This window comes from Magnetococcales bacterium (assembly GCA_015231755.1).
Classification (GTDB): Bacteria; Pseudomonadota; Magnetococcia; order Magnetococcales; family Magnetaquicoccaceae; genus Magnetaquiglobus.
Genome location: JADGAZ010000003.1, coordinates 200,066 through 220,411, shown reverse-complemented (window position 1 = coordinate 220,411; position 20,346 = coordinate 200,066). Strand labels below are relative to the sequence as shown.

The 20,346-nt window shown below is 60.7% G+C and carries 21 protein-coding genes; 4 read left to right on the top strand and 17 right to left on the bottom strand.

What is annotated here, in order from left to right; genetic code table 11:
- Positions 1–41: 41 nt before the first annotated feature.
- Positions 42–926, bottom strand: a complete 885-nt coding sequence (locus HQL98_03410; GenBank protein MBF0271114.1) for a CoA ester lyase — start codon at positions 924–926, stop codon at positions 42–44.
- A gap of 125 nt (positions 927–1,051) precedes the next feature.
- Here HQL98_03410 and rsgA point away from each other — a divergent pair, with 125 nt between their 5' ends.
- A complete protein-coding gene (rsgA, locus tag HQL98_03405; protein MBF0271113.1) occupies positions 1,052–2,020 on the top strand; it encodes a ribosome small subunit-dependent GTPase A in 969 nt (322 codons plus the stop codon).
- Positions 2,021–2,084: 64 nt separating this feature from the next.
- Here the strand turns inward: rsgA and HQL98_03400 are convergent, their stop codons facing one another.
- On the bottom strand, positions 2,085–3,431 hold the full coding sequence (locus tag HQL98_03400) for a hypothetical protein (GenBank protein MBF0271112.1): 1,347 nt from the start codon (positions 3,429–3,431) through the stop codon (positions 2,085–2,087).
- Positions 3,432–3,602: 171 nt separating this feature from the next.
- Between HQL98_03400 and HQL98_03395 the strand changes: the two genes are divergently transcribed.
- The gene (locus tag HQL98_03395; protein ID MBF0271111.1) at positions 3,603–4,274 is read left to right on the top strand and encodes a hemerythrin domain-containing protein; all 672 of its coding nucleotides are present in this window, start codon (positions 3,603–3,605) and stop codon (positions 4,272–4,274) included.
- A 25-nt stretch (positions 4,275–4,299) separates the two neighbouring features.
- Here the strand turns inward: HQL98_03395 and HQL98_03390 are convergent, their stop codons facing one another.
- The 3 genes from HQL98_03390 to HQL98_03380 all read right to left on the bottom strand — a co-directional run bounded on the left by HQL98_03390 (position 4,300) and on the right by HQL98_03380 (position 7,698).
- Positions 4,300–5,529, bottom strand: coding sequence for a response regulator (locus tag HQL98_03390; protein ID MBF0271110.1), 1,230 nt, complete (start codon positions 5,527–5,529; stop codon positions 4,300–4,302).
- A gap of 69 nt (positions 5,530–5,598) precedes the next feature.
- On the bottom strand, positions 5,599–5,841 hold the full coding sequence (locus HQL98_03385; protein ID MBF0271109.1) for a hypothetical protein: 243 nt from the start codon (positions 5,839–5,841) through the stop codon (positions 5,599–5,601).
- Between the two features lie 102 nt (positions 5,842–5,943).
- Positions 5,944–7,698 (bottom strand): hypothetical protein, encoded by a 1,755-nt coding sequence (locus HQL98_03380; GenBank protein MBF0271108.1) that lies wholly within the window; start codon positions 7,696–7,698, stop codon positions 5,944–5,946.
- Between the two features lie 176 nt (positions 7,699–7,874).
- On the opposite strand from HQL98_03380, the gene HQL98_03375 reads away from it, so the two are divergent.
- Positions 7,875–8,186 (top strand): hypothetical protein, encoded by a 312-nt coding sequence (locus tag HQL98_03375; GenBank protein MBF0271107.1) that lies wholly within the window; start codon positions 7,875–7,877, stop codon positions 8,184–8,186.
- Positions 8,187–8,257: 71 nt separating this feature from the next.
- Here the strand turns inward: HQL98_03375 and HQL98_03370 are convergent, their stop codons facing one another.
- The 12 genes from HQL98_03370 to HQL98_03315 all read right to left on the bottom strand — a co-directional run bounded on the left by HQL98_03370 (position 8,258) and on the right by HQL98_03315 (position 19,754).
- Positions 8,258–8,893, bottom strand: a complete 636-nt coding sequence (locus tag HQL98_03370; GenBank protein ID MBF0271106.1) for a 3'-5' exonuclease domain-containing protein 2 — start codon at positions 8,891–8,893, stop codon at positions 8,258–8,260.
- Positions 8,890–10,638 (bottom strand): EAL domain-containing protein, encoded by a 1,749-nt coding sequence (locus tag HQL98_03365; protein MBF0271105.1) that lies wholly within the window; start codon positions 10,636–10,638, stop codon positions 8,890–8,892. Before HQL98_03365 ends, HQL98_03370 begins: the two co-directional genes overlap by 4 nt.
- A gap of 114 nt (positions 10,639–10,752) precedes the next feature.
- On the bottom strand, positions 10,753–12,117 hold the full coding sequence (locus HQL98_03360) for a hypothetical protein (protein ID MBF0271104.1): 1,365 nt from the start codon (positions 12,115–12,117) through the stop codon (positions 10,753–10,755).
- Positions 12,118–12,123: 6 nt separating this feature from the next.
- The gene (locus tag HQL98_03355; protein MBF0271103.1) at positions 12,124–13,014 is read right to left on the bottom strand and encodes a cyclic nucleotide-binding domain-containing protein; all 891 of its coding nucleotides are present in this window, start codon (positions 13,012–13,014) and stop codon (positions 12,124–12,126) included.
- Between the two features lie 39 nt (positions 13,015–13,053).
- Positions 13,054–13,392 carry a P-II family nitrogen regulator gene (locus HQL98_03350; protein ID MBF0271102.1) on the bottom strand — a complete coding sequence of 113 codons (339 nt, stop codon included), beginning with the start codon at positions 13,390–13,392 and terminating at the stop codon, positions 13,054–13,056.
- A gap of 59 nt (positions 13,393–13,451) precedes the next feature.
- Positions 13,452–15,047, bottom strand: a complete 1,596-nt coding sequence (locus HQL98_03345; GenBank protein MBF0271101.1) for a citramalate synthase — start codon at positions 15,045–15,047, stop codon at positions 13,452–13,454.
- Between the two features lie 82 nt (positions 15,048–15,129).
- Entirely contained in the window at positions 15,130–16,374 is a 1,245-nt protein-coding gene (locus HQL98_03340) for an aspartate kinase (protein ID MBF0271100.1), read from the bottom strand.
- Positions 16,375–16,402: 28 nt separating this feature from the next.
- Positions 16,403–17,047 (bottom strand): protein-L-isoaspartate O-methyltransferase, encoded by a 645-nt coding sequence (locus HQL98_03335; protein MBF0271099.1) that lies wholly within the window; start codon positions 17,045–17,047, stop codon positions 16,403–16,405.
- 36 nt (positions 17,048–17,083) lie between these two features.
- On the bottom strand, positions 17,084–17,800 hold the full coding sequence (locus HQL98_03330; protein ID MBF0271098.1) for a nucleotidyltransferase family protein: 717 nt from the start codon (positions 17,798–17,800) through the stop codon (positions 17,084–17,086).
- Between the two features lie 31 nt (positions 17,801–17,831).
- Positions 17,832–18,848 (bottom strand): phosphotransferase, encoded by a 1,017-nt coding sequence (locus HQL98_03325; GenBank protein ID MBF0271097.1) that lies wholly within the window; start codon positions 18,846–18,848, stop codon positions 17,832–17,834.
- The gene (tsaE, locus tag HQL98_03320; GenBank protein ID MBF0271096.1) at positions 18,811–19,296 is read right to left on the bottom strand and encodes a tRNA (adenosine(37)-N6)-threonylcarbamoyltransferase complex ATPase subunit type 1 TsaE; all 486 of its coding nucleotides are present in this window, start codon (positions 19,294–19,296) and stop codon (positions 18,811–18,813) included. The genes HQL98_03325 and tsaE overlap by 38 nt, the downstream gene beginning before the upstream one ends.
- Positions 19,297–19,316: 20 nt before the next feature.
- Entirely contained in the window at positions 19,317–19,754 is a 438-nt protein-coding gene (locus tag HQL98_03315; GenBank protein MBF0271095.1) for a CBS domain-containing protein, read from the bottom strand.
- Between the two features lie 142 nt (positions 19,755–19,896).
- Here HQL98_03315 and HQL98_03310 point away from each other — a divergent pair, with 142 nt between their 5' ends.
- Entirely contained in the window at positions 19,897–20,292 is a 396-nt protein-coding gene (locus HQL98_03310) for a hypothetical protein (GenBank protein ID MBF0271094.1), read from the top strand.
- The last annotated feature ends 54 nt before the right edge of the window (positions 20,293–20,346 follow it).

The following is a 20,346-nucleotide window of genomic DNA, read 5'->3' as shown; positions in this document are numbered from 1 at the left end:
ATTAAGTCAATTGGAACGTGAACACAAAACATGAATGGTTACTAATGTTTATTTTGTGCCAATTCCCGGAGTGCCAGACATTTGGCCGCCTGATCGGCATGCAGGCGTTCCACCAGACGGCCCTCCACGACACAGATCTCTTCGCCACGGGCGCGGGCTGCGTTCCAGGCGTCGAGGAGCTGTTGGGCCGATTGCGCGGCGGCTTCGGAGGGGAGAAAGATCTGATTGGCCGGTTCGATCTGGCTGGGATGGATCACGGTTTTGCCGTCGAAGCCCAGCATGGTTCCCTCTTGGCATTCGGCGGCAAAACCTTCGGCGTCGCGTATGTTGACGAACACTCCATCCAGGATCGGAACTCCGGCGGCCCGGGCGGCCAGGAGGGTGTGTTGCAGGGCGTGGCGCAGTCCGACGCGTTGGGGGTCGCCGGGAATGCCCAGGGCGCGGGTCAGATCCGAGGTTCCCATCACCAGACAGGTGACCAGGGGATGACGGGCGATGGCCAGGGCGTTGAGCACCCCCAGAGGAGATTCGATCATGGCCCACAGGCCGCAGGGGGATCCATGGGGTGGGGGGTGCTGTTGCAGCAGTCGGGCCGGACCTTCCAGGTCTGCGGGAGATTCGACTTTGGAGAGGGCCACGGCATCGGGACGACCGGGCAGGATGGTGTTCAGGTCGTCGGTCCACAGATCGGTGTGGATGGCGTTGATGCGCACCACCCGCAAGGGGTGGGGATTGGATCCGGTGGCTTGCAGGGTCTCCAGCACGTTGAAACGGGCCTGGATTTTGGCTTCCGGAGCCACGGAGTCTTCCAGGTCGAGGATCAGGCAATCGGCGTTCAGGGTGGGGGCTTTGGCCAGGGTCTTTGTGTTGGAGCCCGGGACATACAGCACGGAGCGCAACAGGACGGATGGAACGCACGGTTTCATTGACGTGGACCAAAGATGGGGGTCATAGTGTTTGAACTCTGTTGAATTGGATATTAACTGAAAATGGTCGGTTCATGCCACGAAAAAGAAGTGATAAACATCTGTCTTTGCGTCAAATGGAACGCATGCGTACCGCCCGTGTCGGTCGCGGGGGTGTGGAGGGGGAGGATCCCCCAGTGGTCGGGGGGGTGGGAGAACCGGGATCCGGGGAGGAGGGGTGGGTGGTGGCCCACTTCGGCTTGAATGTCGAGGTGGAAGACGAGGCGGGAGAACGGTTCCGCTGCGCGGTGCGGGAGGCGTTGCTGGATGAGCCGGTGTGCGGAGACCGGGTTGTCTGGCGACGGGTCGGCGAAAACCAGGGGGTGATCGTGGCGTTGCACGAGCGTCGTTCGGTGTTGCGGCGTCCCGGCCCCTATCAGCGTCTGCTCACTGTGGCGGCCAATGTGGACCGGATCGTGGTGGTGGCGGCGGGTGGCAATCTCAACACCGGTCTGGTGGATCGTTATCTGGCCGCGGCCCGCAAGGCCGAAATCGAGGCCATGCTGGTGATCAACAAGATCGACCGGGTGGAGGATCCGGCTGCCGAGCAGGAGGCCATGGCCCCCTATGGGCGTATGGGATATGCGATTTTTCGGGTTTCGGCGCTGTCGGGTCAGGGGCTTGAACCCCTGGAACAGGCGTTGCGGGGGTTGACTTCGGTCTTCGTGGGAGAGTCCGGGGTGGGCAAGTCCTCCCTGGTCAACTGTTGGATCCAGGATGAGACCATGAGAACCGCCGAGGTCCACGCCATCACCGATCAGGGGCGTCACGCCACCACCACGGCCCGGCTGTATCGTCTGCCCGCCGGGGGATGGCTCATCGACTCTCCGGGGGTGCGGGAGTTCGGTCTGCACGGTGTCACCCGTGAGGAGGTGCCTGGACTCTTCGTGGACATGCTGCCTTATCTGGGGCGCTGTCGTTTCACCGATTGCCGTCATCAACGGGAGCCGGGTTGCGCCCTCCGGGCGGCGGTGGATCGCGGCGCGATCGCGGCGTCCAGACTGGCCAGCATGCTGCGGATCATGGAGTCGGTGGCGCCGAAGAATCCATATTGAAGTTTCTGCCTTGTTTTCCTGATCGGTTTTGTTCTCGGCATTCTTAATGATTTATAGTATTTCATTATTCCTTTTTATTGTTTGGCAACGGGAACGAATCCTTGAAGAAGCTGGCGAAGTCGGGCATCTCCGGGGCCTTTGGGGGGGTGATGCGCAGGGCGAACCACAGGGCGTAGCCCGAGATGGTCCCCACGCCGATCAATCCGACGCCTGCCAGGCGGGCGACGGGCTCCCAGTCGGTGAGCGCGGCCAGGATCAGGCAGACCGCGCTGGCGATCATCAGCCACATCTGCGCCCGGAGCGGTTTTTCCGGGGAGAGGTCATCCATCATCGGGATTTCCACCAGACCGGCCAACGTGCTGAAACGATGGAACCAAACCAGGAAGGGAATGATTTTTTGCAGCATGCCTAAAATCACCGGCCCCACCCAGCCGAACAGATAGAGGATTCCCGCCAGGAAGCGCCACAACTCCGAATCGGTGAAGGGCCACAGGGCCATCAGCAGCAGGGAGGTTGCGCCGCAGGCGAAACCGAACAGCCACAGGCGCAAGGTGGTATCCACCAATTTGCGTTTGCGGTTGTGGAGCATCTGGCGCACCTGATGGCCGTAGAGCATCAAGGCGGCGATGCCGGGGAGGGCGGCGGCCAGAGGCAGCCAGGGATGATCGACCCCTCCGGCCAGCAGGGCCAGGGGTTCCAGCAGCATCGACAGGGCGATTCCGGCCAGGATGCGGTTGGCGGTTTGATTCGGGAAGGCCGGGGTCATATAGAACATGGGGAGCATCTGAAACGACACCCCGACGATCAGCGTGCCCATGGTGCCGATCAGCCCCCAAAACAGATGGATCCCCAGCAGCAGACGGCGTTCCACATCGAGGAATCCATGGGCGTGTTCCCCCAGGAACACAAGGCCCAGCAGCACGGTACCGGTCAGGCAGAGCATGGCCAGTCGCATGCCGTTGACCGTGGGATGTTTGGCCGGAGCCTTGACCAGAGCGATGGCGATGGGTACAAGAAAGCCGCCGATCGCCAAGCCGAGGGCGATTCCGGCCAGGATCAACGGTTCGGGCCGCACCGGATCCGTCGCCAGTCCCGCGAACAGGGAGAGGGTACCCAGGGTCAGCAGGCCATGGACCCAGGGTACCAGTCGGGGCCAGGGGACCGGGATGCCGGCCAGTACCGGAATCATTTGGATCATGGCTCCGCAGATCACCATCAGCAGCCAGCCGAGCACCGTCAGGTGCAAGGTGGCCACCGTGACCGGGAGCAGCGGCGCCAGCAGCAGTTCCTCTCCCCGGAAGAGCAGCATGCCGCCGGTGAGCAGGGTGAACAGGGGCGCGGTTCCAAAAAAACGGAACGGGAGGTGCAAAGGGGGAGCCTGATCGATGCGGAGTCCGGCGGTGGGCAGCATGGCGGGGGGATCTTTCTTCAGGGGTGAACAGGGGATGACACTTTTTTTTTCTCATCCTGAAATCAGGATTGATGGATGTCAAGGCAGCCGGGTGTCAGGAGGATTATCTTTCAAGATGACTCGGGGAGAATGGTCATCGTGACCGTATCGAAAACATCACAAGGACAAGACATGGACAATACAGTTTTGGATCTGTCGGGCTTGAACCCTGAGACGCGATTGGAGCGTTTGACGGCGGCGTTCGAGGGGATGAAGGAGGGAGGCGACCTGGAAGTGGTGTGTGACGCGGAGTTGTCTGCGGCGTTACGCGGGTTGCAGGGGAGTCGTTGGGGGGGCTTCGACTGGCGTCCTGTGGAAAAAGGTCCGGTCCGCTGGCGGGTTCGGTTGCACAGGGGGTACGCCGGGGGGAAGACGCGGGGGATCGGGGCGTTTATGGGGGAGGATCACGAGTGGTGCGATACCCTGTTTGCCGCCATGGAAAATGCCGTCATCGCCGGGGATATGGAAAAGGCCCGTGGGCTTTTCGGGATGTTCGAGGTGGGCATGGCGCACCATTTCGACATGGAGGAGAAGCGTTTCTTTCCCGCTTTCGAGCAGGCCACGGGCATGACCCAGGGACCCACCACGGTGATGCGTATGGAGCATCGTCAGATGCTGGGGGTGATCGCCCAGATGCGTCAGGCGGTGGATCAGGGGGATGCGTCGGGGGTCACCCGGGGGGGCAGCACGTTGATGGTGTTGATGCGTCAGCACAACATCAAGGAAGAGCAGATGCTTTATCCCATGGGAGACATGCATCTGGGTGATGTGCAACCGTTGTTGCAGGCCATGCAGGCGGTTTGAGGCCTGCCTTTCCGGTTGGACCGGATCAGATCCGGAAGATTTGGCCTTCGGAGGGAGCCAGACAGAGAATCTCCGGATTGAGGGCTTGCAGTTGGGCCACTGCCGACCGTTCCTTGGCGGCGATGGCCTCGTCGTTTTGGTCCGGGTCATGGTGAAACAGATGCAGCGCCTTGACCCGGGCCAGATGGGCCAGTTCCACCACCGGAGTGACCGCCGAGTGGCCCCAATGGATGCGACTGGGGTACTCTTTGTCGGTATAGGTGGTGTCGATGATCAGCAGGTCGGTTTTGTGGACGAACTCCGCCAGTTTGCCGATGTAGTGGGCATTGTGGTAGGAGCTTTCTTTGGGATAGATCTCGTTGTCGGTGATGTAGCACACCGAGCGTCCCCGATACTCGACCCGATAACCGAGACAGTTGCCCGGATGATTGAGGAGCATGGTGCGCATGGTGATGCGATTCGAGACCGGGAAACTCTCCTCCCGCAGGTTGTGGAAGTAGACCCTGGCGGCGAATTCATTGATCTTGGTGGGGAAATAAACTCCATCCATCTGGGCGACGATCAGTTCGCGCATGTCGGTGTCGCCGTGGGAGGCGCCACAGATTTCAAATTCGTTGCCCTGCTGGTACAAGGGTCGAAAGAATGGCAAGGCGTTGATGTGGTCCCAGTGGGGGTGGGAGATGTAGATTTTGCCTTCCAGTCGGGACCGTTTCTGGGCCAGCAGGTGATCTGAAAGTCGTTTGATGCCGCTGCCCGCATCGAAGATCAGCAGATCCCCCCGGGCGAACTCCAGGGTGACGCAGGAGGTGTTGCCGCCGTATTGCAACGCCTTGGATCCGCACACCGGCAGGGTGCCCCGCACGCCCCAATAGCGTACCTCGATTTGGTCGGCGATGATGGCCTGAAGGCTGGCAACAAACGTGGCCGGATCCACAGGTTTGACCAAATAACCATCCACGCCGAAGGCGTAGGCCCGTTCCCGGTCGTATTCAAACTGTTTGCCGGAGACGATGACGATTTTCAGATGATGCAGGCTCGGTTCGCTGCGCAGTCTCTGGAGGAGCGCCATGCCGTCGAGGCCGGGCATCATGATGTCTAAAATGGCGCAATCCACCGGTTGCGCCAGGAGTTGCTGTACCGCTTCGTTGCTGGCGGTGGTGGAGAGAACCCGGTGACCGGCCCCTTCCAGCAGACTGGTGTGGAGCCGTATGGAGAACGGGTCGTCGTCAACGATAAAAAAAGTCAAGGGTGACATGTTCTCCACTCCGTGCGGCGGCCCGATGGCGAAAAGGTGGGGTGTACCGTTGCTTCCCGCAGCAGGCCGTCAGGCCATCATGCGATCCAGGGGCAGGGTGCGATCCCGATCCATCCAGGGTACGGTCCTTTTGCGTTGTTGTTCGGCCCGTTTGCTGGCTTTCCAGAGGTGTTCGGGTGTGATGTCCAATACCACGACTCCGAGGGCCGGGTCCAGTTGCTCCAGTGCGGCCAGCAGTTGGGTTTTGTGTTTTTGATCCAGCAGCAGTCCGCGAACTCTGGTGCCGTCGAACAGTTCCACCACGTATTTCATGGCCTGTCTCCGATGCTTTGCTTGAAGGGTGAAGAGGGTTGGTCGTTTGTGTTGCTTTGACCTTCAAGAATGCATGATTCGTGCCACGCGTATCCGTGTTGATTAATGAAACAAATTCATGAAGAATTCCGGTTTCATGAACTGGGGAAACTGGGCCACGGGATGAAATTCGGCCAATTGTTCCTTGCCCCGGTTGAGATGCCAGCCAATCATGGCGTCCGCGCCGGCGGAGACGGCAAAAAATTTCTTCGGGGACCACACCGCCCAGTTTTGCTGATTCTTGTGAACGAACAAGGCCATGTGTTCTTCGCCCCGCATGGTGTCGAACCAGCGGATGGTGCCATCCCCCATGGCCGCGATCACCCATTGGCCATTGCCGGAGACATTGACCGCCCAGACCGATCCGGGGGTGGCGATTTTCCAGCGCAGGGTGTTGTCCCGGGTGTACAAGCGCAGATTGAAAGAGGTGCCTATCACGAAAAAACGGTCTTTCAAGTCCAGGGCCAGGGAGAGGGGGGTCTCTTTTTCCTGCAGGGGAATATCCTGCCCGTTGAGTTGCAAGGGGTCATTGACACTGTTCCACCAACCGGTCACCTGGATCTCCTCGGATTGGAGCCGGGGTTCCCGCAGACCGGTTGCGGGGGTGTTGGTGTTTTTCAACAGCAGTTTGCTGGCCACGAACCGTCCACGGTTCTGACCCGAGGTGTCGTAGTCGAATTCCACCGTTTCGCCTTGTTCCGAGACCATCAGACGACGGGCGCTGCCCTGAAAGGCGGCGATGGTCCGTTCGTGCATGGAGAGGGGAAAACCTTGCCCATCCAGAATGCCCAGGGCCGGATCCGCGGCGGCGAACACCAATCCTCCCTCCTTGAGAGGCAGAATCTGCATCACGTTGCCCCGTGAGGCGGCCACATCCACATAATCCCCCCGGCCACTGGCATCCGGTTCTCCTCCCTGATTCCACCAGCGGATCAGGGAGCGGCCCTTGTCGCTGTGTCCGCCGCCGGCGTAGAGGGTTTTGCCGTCGTGGGACCAGGCCACGGTCCACAGATTGTCCGACACCCCGGAGACATCCGGCAGATGGGTCAAGCGCAGGTCTTCGGCGGAGAGCACCGCCACCGTGGGACGATCCCGGAAACCCACGGCGATCCGTTTGCCATCCGGAGAGAAGGCCACCCCATGGGGTTTGGCCTCCTTGGCCATCTGCATGGCCAGACGTGGGCGGAAATTGGCGTCGTACAGCCGTACCCCTCCGTCGTAGGCGGTGGTGACCAGTCGTCCGTCCGGGGCGAAATCGACCCAGTTGGACGGGGCGTCATAGGGTTCGCTGGCATAGACCTGGGTACCGTTGGGGATGCTGTAGGCCCGCATGCCCGCCTTCTCCCCGAACACCGCGGCCAGAAACGCCCCGTTGGGAGAAAAGGCCATATGGGTCACGGCTTCCGGCAGATTGAGAATCCGGCGTCGCACCTGTCCTCCCCGGATGTCGATCAGATAGATGCAAAACGTGTCCTCCCATTCCGGACAGGTCTGACCGGCAACCGCCACGGTCCGTCCATCCGGGGAGAAGGCCAGGGCGTAAAGCGCCCCTTCGTTGTGGGTCAGGCCGATGGGTACCCGCATGGTCAATTGCAGTTTGCCATCCGCCCGGGACCAGATCCGCAAGGTTTTGTCGTCCGAGACCGACAACAGATACTGTTCGTTGGCGTCCATGGCGATGCGGCGGATCAGACCGGTATGCATGCCGCTTTCCACCCGCAGGATGGGACCGGTGAAGGGAATGCGTTCCACGGCGTGAAGTTCCGGACTGGTCAGCCCGAAGATCAGCAGCGCGACCAGCAGCCATATCCAGGTCACGGGGGTGGGATGCAGTCTTGTCGATGATCGATTCGTCGCTGATCGATCCGGTTGCGAGTGGGTATTTTTCATGGTCTTTAAACGGAAACCAGATTATAGTATCGGGTGGATGGAATACTGAGCTCCATTCGGATCTCCTTCCATGTTGGACCGCTCTTCGAGCCCGGAGATGAATCATGGATCTGAAACTGTTTGAAGCCGATCTGACCCATCTGGATCACCACTCCCTGGAAAAAATCGCCAATATCGCCGCTCAGGCCCGCCGTTCGCTTTTGATCGGGATCGCCTCCATTCGGGGCGGCGAGGAGCCCACGCCACCCGAATCCCTCACGGCGGATACCGATTCGATGGTGGCCCAGTTGGGTCGTCTGACCCTGATGTGGGACGAGATTCACCATCGGGCGAGCCGTCTGTTGTCCGACGAGTTGTTGCAGGTGGAGGAGTGGCCGGCCAACATTCACAAGCCCCCCTCGGTGACTCTGCATTAAAAGAATGGCGTCGCGGATCGTGGCGTGAGTCCAAGATTCCGGTCAGGGCGGACGGCTGGTCTGAAGAGGCGTCAGCCGGCCCAGGATTGGGGCAGAATCCCTTTTTCCTGCATCACCAGATAGATTTCCCGGCTGATCCAGGCATCGGTGGCCGCGTAGACCAGTTGGAATTTCTTCAGTTCCGCATTGTCCCAATTGGAGCATTGGGCCCGTTTGGAGATGCGCAATCCAAACAGATGGGCCGCCAAGCCCCGCAATCCCTGACTGGCGATGGCCGCCCGACGGGCCACATCCCCCACATCGACGAATCCCCTGGGCTCAAACGGAAACAGCGTTTGCAGCGCCCGCACGTCGTAATCCAAACCCACGCCCACCTTGCGGGCTTCCGGATTGCCCAACAGCGCGGCCAGGGAGGAAAATTGCTCCATGGCCCTGAGCTGAAACAAAAATACCGTATCCGCACCCGCCAGTTGCAACAGGGCCGGGAAATAGTTCTCCCCCTTGCGGAAGGAGGGACGGGTTTCGGTGTCGAAGCCCAATACCGACTCGTGGGCCAGCAGTTGCACCGCCTCTTCGGCTTCCGCGTCGGTGCGGATCAGACGGATCGGTCCATTCCACCGTTTGACCGGAAGTTGATTGACCTCTTCCCGCGACAGCTTGCGAGTCCACTCCAGCGGCACCTTGACCAGGGGATGGCAGCTGTTCATGCCTCCTCCTTGGCGGGCAGGGATGTTCCCAGACGCAACATTTCGGTAAACTCCTCGGCGGAAGTGGGCGCGCTGAAGAGATACCCTTGCATCTCGTTGCATTGCAAACGCCGCATGATGTCCAACTGGGCATCGGTTTCCAGTCCCTCGACGATCACGGTTTGATCCAGACTGTGGGCCATGGCGATGATGGCGCTGACAATGGCCGCGTCTCCGGCGTTGTCCTCGATGGAACGGACAAAGGAGCGGTCGATTTTCAGGGTTTTGAAGGGGAAATGACGCAGTTGGCTCAAGGAGGAGTATCCCGTGCCAAAATCGTCGATGGAGAGCTTCACCCCCAGGGCGCTGATCCGGTTGAGTACGGCCACGGTCTTTTGCACATCTTCCATGATGGCGCTTTCGGTGATCTCCAGATCCAGATATTTGGGATCGATGCCGGTTTCTTCCAGACAGGATTCGACGATTTTCACCAGATCCTGTTTTTGGAACTGCAAGGCGGAGAGATTCACCCCCACCCGGATCATGGGCAGTCCCATGTGTTTCCAGGCGGCCAATTGACGGCAGGCGGTACGCAACACCCATTCGCCGATGGGCAGGATCAGGCCGGTCTCTTCCGCCACCGGGATGAACTCCAAAGGCGAGACCAGCCCCCGTTCCGGATGATTCCAACGCACCAGCGCCTCGGCACCCACCACCCGGCCACTGGTGAGATCCACCTGGGGCTGATAAAAGAGTACCAATTGATCCCGTTCCACCGCGTAACGCAGACTGTTTTCCATGGCGAAGCGGCGCCGGGCGGTTTCGGTCATCTCCTGGGAAAAGAATTGATAGTTGTTGCGTCCCTTGCGTTTGGCGTGGGAGAGGGCCGTGGCCGAATTTTTCATGAGTTGCTGGGGATCCTGACCGTCCTGGGGACAGAGGGTGATCCCCATGGCCGCCGAAAGCCGGATCTCCGTGCCGCCCAGATGGATGGGTTCGTCCAGCAGTTCGTAGAGTTTGCGCGCCACCACCCCGACATTGCGTACCGCGGCGGAAACATCGTCGATATCCACCAGCAGCAGGGCGAATTCGTCGGCTCCGATCCGGGCCACGCTGTCGCTGGTGCGCAGACATTTGGCCAGCCGGTGGGCCACCTCCCGCAGGGCTTCGTCCCCCCGTTCCCGACCAACGGAGTCGTTGACCAGGGTGAAATTGTCCAGATCCATGAAGATCAGACCTACCGCGTAATGACGGCGCGTGGCCTGGGAAATGGCTTGGCGCAGACGATCCTGGAAAAGGGCGCGGGTGGGCAATCCGGTCAGGTGGTCCCAGGCCGAGTCATCGGCTTCGACCATGGCGGTTTGCCGGGGGAGCTTGACCTGTTCGGCTTTGGCCATCTGGACCACCAGCAGACGCACCCGGCCATGATCCGGCAACACCGCCAACACCTTGACCGCGAACGCTCCGTCGCCTCCCCGTTTGAGGGGCAAGGTAAGCTGGCCCATCCAGTAGCCGCAATCCCACAGGGCTTCGTTGATCAGGGGCAGTTGTTCCCGGGCCAGGGCATCCGACCAGAAGCGCCGCACATGCCGACCTTTCACCTCCCGGGAGGCGAAACCGGTCAGCAGGGAAAAGGCGTCGTTGGCGCGGGTGATGATGCCCCGGCGATCCAGCAGCAAGACCGCGTCATCACTGTTTTCCAACAGGATTTTGAGCAGTTTGGCATCCTGTCGGGGATCTCTGGTGGTTTTTTTCAGGTTCTTCATGTCAGACGGGTCGATCATTGGGCCTCGATTCCAATCCTTTGTGTCATGAACGGGGTATGATCCGATCCATGAAGCATACACCAAAACCATGCCGAAGTCGAAAATCCTGGCGCGTCACCCCGGTCGGAAGCGTTTGAACGGAGCCAGCAGCGTCGCAAAGGTCAACCGGGTCATGAAACGGGGATGCAAGGCGCGCATCAGAATCTGCCGATAGGTGGCGCTTCCGGTGAACGTATCCCACAACACCCGGCTCATATCCCGTCGTTCTCCGGCCATTTCCGTCTCTTCCCGCACCATGTGGACCATGCCCCGGCGCAAGAACAGAAACTTTTGATACAGAACGGTCAGCCAGAAGATCACCGTGCCGATGCGGTTGTCGCGATCGATGCCGTTGACCACCGGAATATAACGACGCCGGAAGTCGTTGGCTGACACCCCGAAAAAAAGAGCGGTCACCACGCTGGCCTTGGCCGTGATGTAGGCGGCGCCGATGCCGTCTTTGTACAGTCGGGAAACCGCGGCGTCTCCCACCAGCACCACCCGGTCCCCATAGGGATGCACCGCCGGTCCGACGTTCAAACGGGGACCGCACTGGCACGCCTGACCGGTCATGCCGCACTGGGCCTTTTCGCCGATGCGCCAATCCAGATCCGGCGGAAAACAGCTTTTGGTCGCCGGATCGTTCATGAACCGTTCGGCCAACTCCTTGTCGATGTCGTCTCCCAGCAGGCAGACCGTGGCGTACTCCACCTTCGGAATCACGGCCGCGAATTTGAGTCTTGGTATATCCAATAAGAAAATGTGCATGGAGTTGCCCAGATATTTCTGGACGGTCTCCACCCCCAGATGGATCTCGGACACGAATCCCCGGGTCACCGGTGGGGATTGGAAGGCGATTCCCAACCCCTCGAAAAGCTTCAGGGCGCCGGAATTGACCCCGATGGCGCCGATGAGCAGATCATAGCTTTCCGGATTTCCTTTGCCGGTGCCCACCCTGGGGCGTCCATCCGGCCCGAAGGTCAGGGAGGCTACCCGTTGCGGAATGATCCGCACCCCCCGTTCCTGGGCCATCTCCAGCAGATAACCATCGAAGCTGGTCCATTTTTGTTCTCCCTCGGGGGCCCGGGGTCCGCCGCCCCGATAGACCGTGGCGATGCGCAACTCGTCAACCGGGGTGGCGATGGCCACTGGCGGTTGATCGCTGGTATGCAGCACATAAGAGTCGATGCCCCGTTGCACCACCAGTGGAGGCAGATTGATCCCTTCGGCGGCCAGGGTTTGCACCAGGGATTCCGAGACCACACCCGCGCACATGTTGCATCCGGCTGGACCGAACCGGGCGAAATCCCGAGGTTCGTACAGATCAACCCGCAGTTTCAGACCGACGCGGGCGGAGACCTCCATCAGGAAATAGGCCGCCAAAGCCCCTGCCGGTCCTCCCCCGACCACGGCCACCCGGGATTGATCCACCAGTTTCATCGCTGCTCACCGTTCGGTTTGCGTCCGTTTCGCCCCCGGTTCCGCCAGGATCACGCGATTCCCGCCACGGGTCATGCCTTTCATCATCGCCTTGAACGCCGCCTGATTGAGCGAGGAGGAGAGTTGATGCTCGGGGAAGATCGCCACGCCGCAGGTCAGGGTAGCGGAAAAACTTTTTCCCTGGGCCTCGAAGACCAGTTCGGCGAACACGCTGCGGATCTTTTCGCACACATGCACCGCCGACGCGCCATCCGCTTCGTAGAGGAACACCCCGAAACGGTCCGCGCCAAAACGACCGGCCACATCCGTGAGTCGCACATGCTCCCGGGCCACTTCGGCCAGATGTTGCGACACGTTTTCCCCGATCTCTTCGCCCCACTGTTCCACGATGGCGGCATACCCATCGATGACCAGAATGCCAAACGCCATGGTCTGCTTGAGTCGTCTGGCCCGTTTGACTTCGGTTTCCAGGAAGGTTGCCAGATCGATGTAGCTGGTGAATCCGGTGACCGGGCAGCTCTCCACCTCGTTGGCATGATCACGCATCAGTTCGTGATCCTGATCGTGGATGCGTTGGGCCAGTTTGCGAATCAGCCGAAACGCCATCGAGGGATCCTGATGCAATCGGCTCAGGAAGGTTTTTTCGTCGAGTTGCAAGGCCCGCACTTCGGTGACCGCCCGGGCTGTGGCAATGCGGGCCTTTTCGGCGAACAGGGCGACCTCTCCGAAAATATCCCCCTCTTTCAAGGAGTTCAGGTGGCGCGGCCCGAACTCCGACTCCATGACGATCTCCACCCGGCCCTTCTGGATGACGTACATGCAGCGTGCCGGTTCCCCCTGCCTGAAGATCACCTCTCCAGGCTCGAATCGCGTGCCCAGTTCCCGACCGCTTTTCATGCGCGCGGCGGGAACGATTGTCGACTTTCCCGTTCCCGATTACAGGGCATTGGAGTCCCGCTCGCCGGTACGGATGCGCACCACCCGTTCCACCGGGGTGACGAAGATTTTGCCGTCGCCGATCCGGCCGGTGCGAGCCGCCCGTTCGATGGCTTCCAGAGCCTGATCGACCCGATCCTCTTCCAGGACCACTTCGACTTTCAGTTTCGGCAGGAAGTCCACCACATACTCGGCACCCCGGTAGAGTTCGGTATGGCCCTTCTGACGACCGAAGCCCCGCACTTCCGTGACGGTGATCCCCTGGATCCCCACCTCGGAGAGGGCCTCTTTCACGTCGTCGAGCTTGAAGGGTTTGATGATCGCTTCGATTTTTTTCATGATTCGACTTTTCCTTTGTGTTTTTCGATGCGCCAAGAGCAAAACTTGAAAACAACCAATCAAACAGAGGGTGTTGCCCCGTCCTTGAAGAGCTTGAAGGTCAAGGCGTCCATGATGGCGGCGTAAGAGGCCGCGATGATGTGTTCCGACACCCCGACGGTTCCCCAGGTGCGCACCTCGTCCCGCCACTCGATCAAGACCCGTACCATGGAACCGGTTCCGGAGCGGCCCGTGGCCGAATGACCCAGGATCCTGACCTTGTAATCCACCAGGCTCATGGCGTTGATGGCCGGATAGTGCCATTCCAAGGCCCGTTGCAAGACCGTGTACAAGGCATCCACCGGGCCGTTGCCTTCTCCCACGAAATGGACCGGTTGGCCTCCCACCACCAGCTTGACCGTGGCTTCGGCCCCCATGACCCGTTCCCCGTCATCCCGCACCATGTGGTTGTCGATCACCCGGAACCCCTGTTCCCGGAAGAACTCCGGCAACAAACCCAGGGCCTTGCGGATGCGCAACTCGAAGGAGGCCTCGGCGGCGTCGAACTGATAGCCGCGGAACTCCCACTCCTTGAGTTCGTGCAGCAGGTTTTGCAGACGGGGATCTTCGGCGTTCACCCCTTCGATGCCCAGTTCCCGCACCTTGTAGAACAGATTGCTCCGTCCCGACTGCTCCGAAACCAGAATGCGCCGTTCGTTGCCCACCTGTTCCGGATCGATGTGTTCGTAGGTGATGGGATCCTTGAGGATGGCCGACACATGGATCCCCCCCTTGTGGGCAAAGGCGGACGCCCCGACAAAGGGTTGATTTTTTTGGGGTGGACGGTTGCACAATTCGTCTACGAAGCGGCTCACTCCGGTGAGGCGGGGCAAGCCCTCCACGCCCATGCGCACGGAGCGTCCCATTTTGAGCAGCAGGTTGGGCACCACCGAGGTCAAATCCGCGTTGCCGCACCGCTCCCCCAAGCCGTTGATGGTCCCTTGCACCTGCACCGCGCCGCACTCCACCGCCACCAGGGAATTGGCCACTGCCACCCCCCCGTCGTTGTGGCAATGGATCCCCAGACGGGTATCCGGCAGGGCGATCTGACGCATGATGGCCGCCACCTCGCCGGGCAGGGTGCCGCCGTTGGTGTCGCACAGGATCAAGGCATCCGCCCCTCCGTCCCGGGCCGCGGTCAGCACCTGGAGGGCGTAGTCCGGATCGGCCTTGAAACCGTCGAAGAAATGCTCCGCGTCGAAAAAGACCGTATCGGTCCGGGCTTTCAGATACCGGATCGAATCGTAGACCAGTTCGAGATTCTCCTGGGTGCTGATGCCCAAGGCGCGGGTGACGTGCAGGGGCCAGGATTTGCCGAAAATGGTGATCACCGGGGTTTCGGCGGCCAGCAGGCCGTTGAGTACCGTGTCTTGTTCCGCCGCCACATGGGCGCGGCGGGTGGAACCGAAGGCCACCAGACGGCTGTTTTCCAGTTTCAGATCTTTGGCTTTGGCGAAGAACGCCTGATCCTTGGGATTGGCCCCCGGCCATCCCCCCTCGATGAAATCGACCCCCAGCAGATCCAGACGCCGCGCGATGCGCAGTTTGTCCTCCACGGAAAACTGCACCGCTTCGCTCTGGGAGCCGTCCCGCAGGGTGGTGTCGTACACGGCCACGAAAGGATGTTCGGGTCGGGAGACACCCCCCTTGGAGGATTTGGCACGTCCGGTCGTCGATCCCTTGCCGGATTTGTGGGAATCAGCCTCTGACACGATCTCCAGCGTCCTTGTCCAATTCAAAAGCCTGGTGCAGGGAGCGCACCGCCAGTTCCATGTATTTTTCGTCGATGATCACGGAGATTTTGATCTCCGAGGTGGAAATCATGCGTATGTTGATGCCATCCGCGCTCAACGCCTTGAACATGCGCTGGGCCACACCCGAATGGGAACGCATGCCCACACCCACCACCGATACCTTGGCGATATCCGGATCTCCCAACAGATCCTGGGCGCCCAGGGCGGCCACGGGTTCTTTCAGGACCGCCATGGCCTGTTTGTAATCCCCTTTGGCCACGGTGAAGGTGACATCCGTGCCGCCGCTGCTGGCGGAGATGTTTTGCACGATCATGTCCACGTTGACATTGGCGTCGGCCAGGGTGCCGAAGATCGACGCGGCAATGCCGGGCTTGTCGGGTACGCCCAAGATGGTGATCTTGGCTTCATCCCGGTTGAACGCAATGGCGGAAACCACGACTTGTTCCATGACATCATCCTCTTCGGTCAACAGAGTTCCGGTCCCTTCCTCCAGGGAAGAGAGTACCCGCACGGGAACCTTGTATTTCTTGGCCAGTTCCACCGAACGGGTTTGCAATACCTTGGCCCCCAGGGAGGCCATTTCCAGCATCTCTTCGTAGCAGATGCGATCCAGTTTGCGCGCCTTGGGCACCACCCGGGGATCGGTGGTGTAAACCCCGTCCACGTCGGTGTAGATGTCGCAAAAATCGGCTTTGAGGGCCGCGGCCAAAGCCACCGCCGAGGTATCCGAGCCGCCCCGACCCAGGGTGGTCACGGCGTTCTGGTCGTCCACCCCCTGGAATCCCGCCACCACCACGATGCGGCCCGCGTCCAGATCCCGCAGGATCGCGTCGGCTTCCACATCCAGGATGCGGGCCTTGGCGTGGACACCATCGGTCACGAAGCGCACCTGCCACCCCTGATAGGAGCGGGCGGGCACGCCCAGGGATTCGATGGCGATGGCCAGCAGTCCGGTGGAGACCTGTTCCCCGGTGGCCACCACCACGTCGTATTCCCGCTGGCTGAAGGTGCCACCGGAGAGTTCTTCCACCAAGGCCACCAGACGGTTGGTCTCGCCGGACATGGCCGACACCGTGACCACCACCCGGTTCCCGGCCCGCTGGGCCGCGACCGCCCGGGCCGCCACGTTGCGGATTCGTTGGATGGAGCCAACGGAAGTTCCGCCATATTTTTGAACAATCAAACTCACGGTCGTCTCATCCCGATAAACGTTGTGACTACAACCGGAAACTCCCGTCATCGCCCAAGCCCGGCAATGAGGGGGCCACGGTCTCGAACAGGGTCTCCTGACGCACCGGAATCCCCGATACGCGCACCGCGCGCATGGTGACCTCTCCGATTCGTCCGACGATCCCCACCAGCACCCCATCCTCTTGCAACTGTCCCACGATCCGGTTGGGAATGGAGGCCACCGCACCGCAAATCAGGATGCCGTCAAAGCGTCCCGCCTCGCTCCATCCTTCCGCCAGGGGGGCTGTGCGCCACTGCACCTGGGAGGGGTCGGTCAGTTGTTGGCCCCGGGTGGCCAGTTCGGCATCGGATTCCAACGCGAACACCGTCATGCCCATGCCCGCCAGCAAGGCGCATTCGTAACCGCTGCCCGCTCCGATCACCAGCACCCTGTCCCCACGGGAAAGCTGCAATTCCTGGATCATCCACCCGATCTGCACAGGGGTCAGGGCGCGCCGTCCGCCGTCGTTCAAGGGAATGGGCATATCCGAATAGGCGAATTCCCGGAATGCGGAGGTGGCGAAATCCTCCCTGGGAACCTGAAGAAGTCCCTGCAGCAATGCCGGATCACGTACCATGTTCGGCACTGCCTGGGATTTGACCATATTGACCCGCGCCTGGGTGAAGTCCATCGCATCGTTCCTCTTGGTTAGTCGGTCCATAAACCCTCAATCTTTATATGCCAACCCCGCGCCGATTGCAAACCGGTTTTTCCATTCCAGGCGCGTGATGTCCAATCGTTCCGGGGTGCCGATATCTGCCCAGAAACCTTCCAGGGGCAGGCCATACAGCCGTTCCCGGCCCATGGCGTCGTCATAGAAGCGGTTCAGGGAGAAGGGTTCCGCCGGATAATCCCGCAAGGCTGAAGGCCGCAGCATCTGCAATCCGGAATAGATCCACCCCCCATTCCCGGATCCGGCGCGCCGCAGGCGGCCACGGTCATCCACGACAAAATCCCCGCCTCCTGCTTCTTCTCCGCGTACCGGCACCAGTCCCAGCAGACCATCCATGCGTATTGGATCAAAGGCGGTGATCAAAGGTTCCAGGTCCATGTCCCAGACCACATCCCCGTTGATGGCCAGAAAAGGCGCCTCCCCCAGCAATCCCAACGCCTGACAGACCCCGCCACCGGTTTCCATCAGCACCGTTTCTTGGGACCAGATCACGTCCAGTCCATACGCCGAACCATCCCCCACATGGGCGATGATTTGTTCCGCCAGATGGTGGACGTTGATCACCACCCGCCGGATCCCCAGGGCCGCCACCCGCAACAGGGTGTGATCCAACAAGGGGCGTCCACCCATGTCCACCAGGGGCTTGGGCACCGTATCGGTCAAGGGGCGCAGCCGCTTGCCGTAGCCTGCGGCCAGGATCATGGCGTGCATGATGGTGGTTTATGGTGTCTTGGTTTGTGGTTCAACCCGGCGCGTAGCGGTCGATCAGACCCGCCAGTGCCGCCAGTTCCGGACGCCCCGGCAACGTCTCCCGCACATAACCCAACGTGCGGGGGATGTCGTTCAGATAGCCGTGTTTGCCATCCCGCAGGGAGAGGCGTCCGAAGATGCCGATGGCCTTGAGATTGCGCTGAATACCCATGCGTTCCAGATCGGCCCGGAAGGTGGCCCCGTCCACCGGATAGCGGGCCTGGATGCGGGGATCGGCAAACCACCATTCCATCACCTTTTCCCGGAATGGGGCATCCCAGGCCACATAACAGTCCCGCAGCAGACTGGCCAGATCGTAGGTAATGGGTCCCATGACCGCGTCCTGGAAATCCAGCACTCCCACACCTGCGGCGCGCCACATCAGATTGCGGCTGTGATAGTCCCGATGCACCAGGGTCCAGGGTTGTTCCAGGATGGCGTCGATCAGGCGGTGAAAGACCACGTCGAAGGCCTGACGATCCTCCGGGGTGATGGGGGTCCGGAGAATGCCTTCCACATACCAGTCGGTGAACAACGCCAGTTCCCGCCGCAGCATCTCCCGGTCGTAGGGGCGCCGGTGGGCGATGCAGCGGTCATCTTTCGGGGTGGCTTGCAGGGTGAGCAGGGTTTCGACGGCGGCCCGGTAGAGGATATCCGGATTTTCCCCCTGTTCCAAAGCCTTCAGATAGGTCAGGTCGCCGAAATCCTCCAGCAATACATAGCCCAGATCGAGTCGTTGCGCCACCACCTCGGGGGTCGGAACCCCGTGGCTGCGCAGGAATTGGGCAATATCCAAAAAAGGTGCCGAGTCTTCCTTGTCCGGAGGGGCGTCCATGAGAATGAACCGTCCGCGGGGGGATTCGACCCGGAAATAACGGCGGAAAGAGGCATCCCCCGCCACCTGGGTCAGGGTGATCCCGCTGCCTAAAACCGGCTCGATGAAGCGCAAAGCCGAGGGGGCGACCAGGATTTCAGGACCCGCTGGGGGCGCGTTGTCGCTTGAAGACATGCAAACATTCCCGACTCAAAGGTTCCAGGGGGGTCAGGGTGATGCGGCGTTCCTCCGGTTTTTCCGGCGCGTCCGTCAGCCGGATGTCGAGGGCGGCCCCGAAATGGTGTCCAACTCCCAGTTCCGGCCACTCCACGATCACCACACCCTTGCCATCCACATACTCTTCGATGCCGACCAGTTCCAGTTCTTCCGGATCGGTCACCCGATACAAATCGAAATGGGCCACCGGCAGGCGTCCTTCGTCATACACATTCACCAAGGTGAAGGTGGGACTGGTGATGTACGCCTCTTCCACCCCCAGTCCCCTCAAGACGCCACGGGCGAACACGCTTTTGCCGCTGCCCAGATCTCCGGTCAGCAGCAGGGCCATGCCCGGCATCAGACAACGGGCCAGCTCTGAGGCCAAGGCTTCGGTTTCGGCCTCGGAACCGGTGACATAAATCAATGTCGGGGCCGTCTCCAGACTCACGCCACGCCGTCCGCCAGCATGCCCCGGATCACGTCCCGCTTGCCGATGATCCCCACCAGTTCCTCTCCCCGCAGCACCGGCAGCAGACAGACATGCCGATCGCTGATCAGGGTGGCCACTTCCGCCAGATCCGTCTCCTCGTCTACCGCTTCCAACTCGGTGGTCATGATCTCTTCGGCTGTGGAGGCGGCCATGCGGCGCAAATCCTCCTCGAAGCGGTGTTCCCCGGCGATGGGAATCACCGCGTCCAAAAAGGTGAACAGGGTCGGGGGATGAATCGTCTTGACCCGGGCCAGCAGATCCTCTTCCGTCACCATGCCCAGCAGTCGCCCCTGCTCCACAATGGGGACGCCGCCAATCCGTTTTTCGGTGAGCAGACGCGCCAGATCGCGAATCGGGGTCTCCGGGGGAGCCGTGATCACTGTCGTTACCATGATATCCTTGGCCTTCACCGCTATCTCTCCTGTTTGGTGTCGAGCGTGGTCGAATTCCAGAATGATCCATGTTACTCTGGATTGCGGGAATCGGGCAATGGGTTCCTTGGGGGACTATCGCGAAAGGGGAGATGCAAAAACCATGTTCTGGAAATTCTGGCTTCCTGCGTTGATGATGTTCGGGGTCTATTTTCTGGGTAGACGGCAGGCCCGGAGGACGATGGAGATGGATCCCCTCTCCCCATCCCCCGAGCGCAGCGCCGTGTTGCGTTTCCGGGAGGTGCATCAACGCTCCTTCCGCACCACCGCGTTGACTCTGGTCACCATCGTCCTCATCTGGATGGCCTGGTACATCTATCAGGACTGGAACACGGCCCATCAGGTGGTGGAGGTGCGGGTGATCCATGTCCAGACCATGCAGACCACGGTCTATCAGGCCCAACGCAACAAGATCCAGGGCCGCACCTTCCACACACTCGATGGCCGCCGCATCACGCTGGCGGATGTGGAGCGGATGGAGATTACCGATCCTCCGTGAACGTGATGTGTGAAAGGTGTTTGAGGGGGTGTTTGTCATGAAAAGCAAAGATGA